We start from the raw sequence: 5,209 nt of genomic DNA on the forward strand, positions 1-5,209 counted from the left end.
CGCCCGCCGTGCGCAGCTCGTCCAGCACGGCGCGGTTGCCGGGTTCGAGGGCGCGCAGCGGCGGCCGGGCGCCCTGCTCCAGGCGGCGCACCCACGCGGACTGCCCGAAGGCCGTCAGCAGGTCCTCGCCGACCTCCCGGCGGAGGAAGGCCAGGTCGTCGGGGCCCTCCACCTTGTTGCCGACGACCCGCAGCCGCACCCCGAAGTCGCGCGCGTAGTCCCGGTACTGGCGGTACACCGAGACGCCCTTGCGGGTGGGCTCGGCGATCAGGAAGGTGAGGTCGAAGCGGGTGAACAGCCCCGAGGCGAAGGAGTCGGAGCCGGCGGTCATGTCGGTCACCACGTACTCCTCCCGGCCGTCGACCAGGTGGTTGAGCAGCAGCTCGACCGCGCCGACCTTGGAGTGGTAGCAGGCGACGCCGAGGTCCTCCTCGGTGAACGCGCCGGTCGCCAGCAGCCGCACCGAGCCCTCGTCGAGCGCGACCGGGCGGGCGCAGGCCGCGTAGACCGGGTTCTCCTCGGCGATGCGCAGCAGTCGGGAGCCCCGGCCGGGCGGGGTGGTCTTGATCATCTCCTCGGCGGAGCGGATCAGCGGGTTGCTGCCGCGCAGGTACTCCTTGATCTCGGGCAGTCGGGCCCCGAGCGCGGGCAGCGCGGCGGCCTGGTCGTCCGTCAGTCCGAGCGCCGGGCCGAGGTGCTGGTTGATGTCGGCGTCGACGGCGAGGACCGGTCGGCCCGCGGCGGCCAGGTGGCGGATGAACAGCGCGGACAGCGTGGTCTTGCCGCTGCCGCCCTTGCCGACGAAGGCGATCTTCATCTTGGGACTCCGGCTCTCGCTCCTGGGCCCGCCGCGGTCGCGGCTGCGCGCCGCGGCGAGGTCGACGATCTCCCGAGGTGGAAATCGTTATCGTCTTCGACGGCCGTCATGCTATCGGGGGTTTCGGGTCGCTGGCAGGAGGGAAGTGACGATTGCCTCTAACGGGTGATGTGAGGTTGCTGTTCCGGCCGGGCCGCCCGGGTCATTACTCTCGGGTAGGTGAGCACTGGAACAGATCCCCTCGCCCCGCTGGCCCAGCTTCCCGGAGTGCCCGACGCGGTGGCCGAGGTGCGCAAGGCCGTCGACCGCCTCTACGGCCACCGGGTGATGCGCCGCCGGGCGGCCGAGGTCACCTCCGAGTCCGCCCTGCGCGGCGCCCGCGCCTCGGCGGCGCTGGCGGGCGCCGACTGGCCGCTGGAGGAGGTCCGGCGGCGCAGCGACTTCGGCACGGACCCCGAGTCCCGCACCATGGGCGCCGCGCTGCGGATCGCGGCCGAGGCGGGTCAGCTGTTGAGCGTCTGGCGGCATTCCCCGCTCCAGGTGCTGGCCCGGCTGCACCTGCTGGCGGTCGGGGACGCCGATCCGGCGGCGGGTCGCCCGCGGCAGGCCGGTGAGGCCGCCGACGACCTGTTCCCGCTGGGGCTGAAGCCGGTGGAGGGTGTCGCGGCCGAGCACGGTCCGGCGGCCGAGCCGGCCGGTCCGGTGGCGGACGGTCCGGTGCCGGGGCTGCCGGCGGCGCCAGGTCCGGAGGAGGTCGCCGCCCGGCTCGACCAGCTCTCCCGGCTGCTGGTGGCCCGCGCGGAGGGCCAGGGCGTCGGGACGCCGGCCCTGGTGGTCGCCTCGGTGGTGCACGGCGAGTTGCTGGCACTGCGGCCGTTCGGTGCCCACAACGGCCTGATCGCCCGGGCCGCCCAGCGGATCGTGCTGATCGCCGAGGGGCTCGACCCGAAGTCGATCTGCCCGGCCGAGGTCGGCCTGGTGGAACTGGGGACGGACGCCTACCGGCGGGCGCTGGCCGGCTACCTGGCGGGGACGCCGGAGGGCCTGGCGGCCTGGATCGGCCACTGCGGCCGGGCGCTGCGGCTCGGGGTGCGGGAGAGCACGGCGGTCTGCGAGGCGATGCAGCGCGGCATGGTCTGAGCGCCGGGGCGCCATCCGGTCCACCAGGTCCCACCGGTTGGACCGGCCGGACGACGAGATGCGGCGGCACCTGATCCTGCCAGGTGCCGCCGCTGGCACAGATGCCGGGTGACCATGCATGCACCGGAAGTGCCGATCAGACGGGGATCCTGCCCGTTCGTCTGGTCCGGCGGCCCGACAGCGGGTCGGCTGCATGTGGGTGCTCGGTCATCTGTACGGCGGTCCGTGGGGCCTGAACTGCGTTGTCGGTTTGACCTCTTCGGTCCTGACCGGGTCTCGCGGGCCGTGCTTCATTTGTATCGCGTTTCGGGCGAAAGGGGAACCCGAAAAGCGACGTCTTCGGCTTTTGACCGTTTTGTCCAAAGCCTCGTGGTCAGGCCGCCGGGCGGCGGCGCCGAGCCGCGTACCAGATGACACCGGCCGTCAGGGCGGCGGTGCCGACCGCCACCGCCGTCAGCACCGAGCGGCTCGGCGCAGAGAATTCCGGGAGCCGCCGCCGGAGTTCCACCGGCTTGTCGAAGACCAGCACCGGCCACTCGCGGGCCACCGCCTCCTTGCGCAGCGCCCGGTCCGGGTTGACCGCCGAGGGGTGGCCGACCGCCTCCAGCAGTGGTAGGTCCGTGGACGAGTCGCTGTAGGCGTAGCACTCGGCCAGGTCGTAGCCCTCGACCTCGGCCAACTCCCGGATCGCGGCGGCCTTGTTCTCGGCGTAGGCGTAGTACTCGATCTCGCCGGTGTAGCAGCCGTCCTCGATCTTCAGCCTGGTCGCGATCACGTGGTCCGCGCCGAGCAGCGCGCCGATCGGCTCGACCACTTCGGAGCCGGAACTGCTGACGATGACCACGTCGCGGCCGGCCGCGTGGTGCTGCTCGATGAGCGAGGCGGCCTCGTCGTAGATGATCGGGTCGATCAGGTTGTGCAGGGTCTCGGCCACGATCTCGCGGACCTGCTGCACGTTCCAGCCCCGGGTCAGCGCGGAGAGGTACTCGCGCATCTTCTCCATCTGGTCGTGGTCAGCCCCGCCCACCAGGAAGACGAACTGGGCGTACGCGCTTCGCAGGACCGCCCGACGGTTGATCAGGCCGCCCTGGTAGAAGGGGCGGCTGAAGGCGAGGGCGCTCGACTTGGCGATGATCGTCTTGTCGAGGTCGAAGAAGGCGGCGGTGCGCGGCCCGGCCGGGCGCGGTCGTGCGGTCGGCGGGCGGGTTCCGGACGGGCCGACGGCGGGTGCTCCGGGCCGCGTGGCGGTCACGGCCGTCCCCCCGGGCCCGGGTGTCCCGTCGGTTCCGGCGGCTGCGGCGGTGGAGTCCGGGGACTCGTCGGCGTGCTCGTCGGCGTTCTCGGTGGTGTCCACGGGAACCGAGGATAGAGGGCGCCGCAAAACAGCCCGCCATTCGGCGTACTCGTGGGCGTGCGGGTTTGTGTTTCTGGCCGCTCGGGTACACCATGGAAGTCACGGATCGTTCGCGACCGTGCTAACCCGGTCCGGCTCCTCCCCCCCGAGTCGGGCCGTGGATAGACGACCCCCGCTCTCCCCCCCGGCGGGGGTCGTCGCACGTCCGGGGCCATTTTCAGGGCTTGAACGGCCCGCCGTGAGGATCCGGCGGCCGGACCCGGCGTTGTCTACAGGGGGTGTCGGCAGCTGGGGGTGAACCCTCCTTTTCGTCACTCTCCGTAGAGCATCCGTAGGACATTGCTCATGGCCGTCCCCGGCCTCCGCCGCTTCGGGAATGGGGCCCGGACCTGGACCGGGGAGCACGCGGGCGGCACCGCGCTATCCGGCCGCGCCGGTATGGCGGTTCATCTCCGTGAGCCCGTTTCGTCAATTCTTTGTCCAATAGCCCCCCGTGCGGGTGAACGTTTTCGTCCACAGCCCATGAGTTGTCCACAGGGATTCGGAACCTGGCGGACGGAATCCGGATCACCGTCCACCGTGATNNNCGCCGGACCCACCGGACACCAGGGCGACAGGGGAACCGTCATGACGAAGCCCATCACCGACCACGCCACCACCGGCGGGCCGGAGCCCGTCGGGCCGCTCGTCCTCACCGGGGACGACGGCCTGGCCGAGCAGCTGCTGCGGATCTGCGCGGCGGCCGGCACCGAACCGCGGCTGATCCGGGGATCCCCGCCGCCGCGCGAGCTCTGGGAGGGCGCGTCGCTGGTGCTGGTCGGCGACGACCGCTCCGCCCAGTGCGCCGGGCTGCCCCGCAGACCGGGGGTGCTGCTGCTCGGGCTGGACCTCGACGACGCGGGCGTCTGGGTCAGGGCCGTCCAACTCGGCGCGGAGCACGTGCTGTTCCTGCCCGACGCCGAGGGCTGGCTGCTCGACCGCGTCGCCGACGCCGCCGAGGGGGTCGGGACCCCCGCGCGCACCGTCGCCGTGCTCGGCGGCGAGGGCGGCGCGGGCGCCTCCACCCTGGCCTGCGCGCTCGCGGTCACCGCCGCGCGCCGGGGCCTGCGCACCGTGCTCGTCGACGGCGACCCGCTGGGCGGCGGACTCGACATCCTGCTCGGCGGCGAGACGACCGCCGGTCTGCGCTGGCCGGACCTCGCCGGATCCCGGGGCCGGGTGAGCGGCGCCGAACTGGCCCGGGCGCTGCCCGCGCTCAAGCGCCTCGGCACCCTGTCCTGCCTGTCCTGGGACCGCAGCGACACCCTCGCGGTCCCGCCCGAGGCCATGCGCAGCGTCCTGGCCGCCGCCCGCCGCCGGGGCGGCCTCGTGGTGGTCGACGTGCCCCGGCGGCTGGATCCGGCGGCCGGGCAGGCCCTCGAACAGTCCGACACGGCGCTGATGGTGGTGCCGGCCGAACTGCGCGCGGTGGCCGCCGCCGACCGGGTGGCCGCCTCGGTCCGGATGCGGCTCGACGACGTGCGGGCGGTGGTGCGGATGCCGGGACCCCTCGGACTCCCCGCGCACCGGGTCGCCCGGGGACTGCGGATGCGCCTCGCCGGGGTGCTGGAGCCCGAGCCCGGCCTGGCCGTCGACCTCGAACAGGGTGTGCCGCCCGGCATCCGGGAGGGCGGGCCGCTCGCCCGCTTCTGCGGAGCGTTCCTGGACGAGGTGCTGCCGCCGGTGCCGGTGGCCGAGGGAGGTGTCTCCTGATGGTGCGTCTGCGGAGGGCCGGTGGCGGCCCGGAAGCCGAGCGCGGCGGCCCGGGTCCGCGTGGACGGAGGGCGCTGCGGAGCGTCCCGGGCCCCGGGAACGCCCCGGCCGCCGTCGCCCGGTCCGAACCGAACCCCTACGGCCGG

The 5,209-nt window shown here is 73.7% G+C and carries 4 protein-coding genes; 2 read left to right on the forward strand and 2 right to left on the reverse strand.

Annotated features, from left to right (window positions below; genetic code table 11):
• Positions 1-817 (reverse strand): ATP-binding protein (locus ABD308_RS18195; RefSeq protein ID WP_344335684.1); only part of this gene is annotated, 817 nt, incomplete at its 3' end.
• A gap of 219 nt (positions 818-1,036) precedes the next feature.
• On the opposite strand from ABD308_RS18195, the gene ABD308_RS18200 reads away from it, so the two are divergent.
• Positions 1,037-1,957 (forward strand): Fic family protein, encoded by a 921-nt coding sequence (locus ABD308_RS18200; protein ID WP_344335687.1) that lies wholly within the window; start codon positions 1,037-1,039, stop codon positions 1,955-1,957.
• Positions 1,958-2,330: 373 nt separating this feature from the next.
• On the opposite strand, the gene ABD308_RS18205 is transcribed toward ABD308_RS18200, so the two are convergent.
• On the reverse strand, positions 2,331-3,311 hold the full coding sequence (locus tag ABD308_RS18205) for an HAD family hydrolase (protein WP_344335688.1): 981 nt from the start codon (positions 3,309-3,311) through the stop codon (positions 2,331-2,333).
• Between the two features lie 627 nt (positions 3,312-3,938).
• Here ABD308_RS18205 and ssd point away from each other — a divergent pair.
• Positions 3,939-5,063, forward strand: a complete 1,125-nt coding sequence (gene ssd, locus ABD308_RS18210; protein ID WP_344335691.1) for a septum site-determining protein Ssd — start codon at positions 3,939-3,941, stop codon at positions 5,061-5,063.
• The last annotated feature ends 146 nt before the right edge of the window (positions 5,064-5,209 follow it).

It is taken from the genome of Kitasatospora putterlickiae, from assembly GCF_039527695.1.
Taxonomy (GTDB): Bacteria; Actinomycetota; Actinomycetes; order Streptomycetales; family Streptomycetaceae; genus Kitasatospora; species Kitasatospora putterlickiae.